Source organism: Exobacillus caeni, from assembly GCF_005747095.1.
GTDB lineage: Bacteria > Bacillota > Bacilli > Bacillales > Guptibacillaceae > Exobacillus > Exobacillus caeni.
The window spans coordinates 1-1,769 of sequence record NZ_SWLG01000046.1 but is presented as its reverse complement, the minus strand read 5'-3'; the positions used below and the strand labels follow the sequence as shown (position 1 = coordinate 1,769).

General features: G+C 43.1%; 1 pseudogene. It reads left to right on the top strand.

Features of this window, described 5'->3' with window-relative positions:
- Positions 1–92: 92 nt before the first annotated feature.
- A pseudogene (locus FCL54_RS23525) lies at positions 93–1,769 on the top strand (IS1182 family transposase); the annotation flags it as partial.

The following is a 1,769-nucleotide window of genomic DNA, read 5'->3' as shown; positions in this document are numbered from 1 at the left end:
TTTTTTTATTGTTTCTTTTGTTTTCATAAGAAAATAGGGACAACCTCTGATAAAATTAAAGTAACCACACCATAACCATCGGAGGTGTCCCTATGTTTAAACAGTATAACATGAATCAAGTGATTTTGCCCCTGGATTTAGAAATGAAACTTCAAGAAAATGATATCGCATTTACTGTCCATGATCTGGTGGAACAGATTCCGAATGAAGCTTTTGCGGATTTCTTACGGGTGACAGGCTGTCCGGCTTACCATCCACGCATGATGATGAAGTGATTTTATGTGCCTACACCCAATCCGTCTTCTCCGGAAGAAAGATTGAAGCGCTTCTTAAAGATAGCGTGCGAATGATGTGGCTTGCCCAGGGGTATGAACCAAGTTATCGCACCATCAATCGCTTCCGCGTCCACCCAGAAGTCAAAGAGCTCCTCCGTGAGTGCTTTGTCCAGTTTCGCTGCCAGCTTGTCCAGGAAGAGTTGATTGATGCGGAAGCTATTTTCATCGATGGAACCAAGATTGAAGCCAACGCCAATAAGTTCACATTTGTGTGGCGGAAGGCTGTTGAAAAGTACAGCGCTCAGCTGATCGAGAAATCGAACAGTATGTATGATGAATTAGTAGAAAAAGCGATTATCCCCGAAATGGAACGAGAAAACCAGGAAGAATTATCCTTTGAAGAGCTTTCTGACATCACCGAAAAACTGGAAGAAAAGATCGAGGATTTGAATAAAAAGATAGATGCGAGTGAGGATGTCAACGAACGGAAACAACTTCGCTCAGAACGCAAAGGTCCAAAGCAAGCGCACAAACAGTTCAAAGATTTTGTGGCGCGTAAACAGAAGTACGAGAACGACATGAAAATATTCGGTGGCCGCAACAGTTACTCGAAGACGGATCATGATGCCACGTTCATGCGAATGAAAGATGATTACATGAAGAACGGGCAACTGAAAGCCGGTTACAATGTCCAGGTTGCGACAGAAGGTCAGTATGCGCTCGCTTACGATGTTTTTCCAAATCCAACAGATACACGTACTTTCCTGCCTTTTCTGGATCGCATAGAGAACGACTTTTTTGAACTGCCGGGCTATATCGTCGCAGACGCCGGTTATGGAAGCGAAGAAAATTATGTGGATGTCCTGGAAAACCGGAAGCGTACGCCACTGATCACCTACAATACTTACCGCAAAGAGAAAAAGAAAAGCTTTAAGAACGATGATTTCAACACAGCCAACTGGGACTACAACGAGGGAGACGATTCTTTCACCTGTCCAAACGGTCAACGGTTGACGTTCCGTTATTTTTCTCATAAAACGGATCGTAATGGATTTAAGCGAGAGTTTAAAGTGTATGAGTGTGACGACTGTACGGCTTGCCCTCTTCGTGCCCGGTGTACCAAAGCTAAAGAAGGGAATAACCGGAAAATTTATTACAACGAAAAATGGGAGCGCCAAAAAGAGACAATCAGAGAGCTGCTTTCGGAAGAGAAAACGGGTGAAATCTATGGTCAACGTAAGATTGACGTAGAACCAGTTTTTGGGTTTCTGAAGGCTAATTTGTGTTTCACTCGAATGTCCGTCAGGGGCAAAAACAAGGTTGAAAATGAATTAGGCTTTGCGTTCATGGCGGTGAACTTGAGAAAGTACACCGCCATGAATGCAAACCAACCTAAAGATTATAGAAACAATCCAACAAAAAATGGTTCCGATCATCAAAAACCGATGATCGGAACCATTTTTAATTATTTCAGGCTAGTTATGTCCCAGCCTC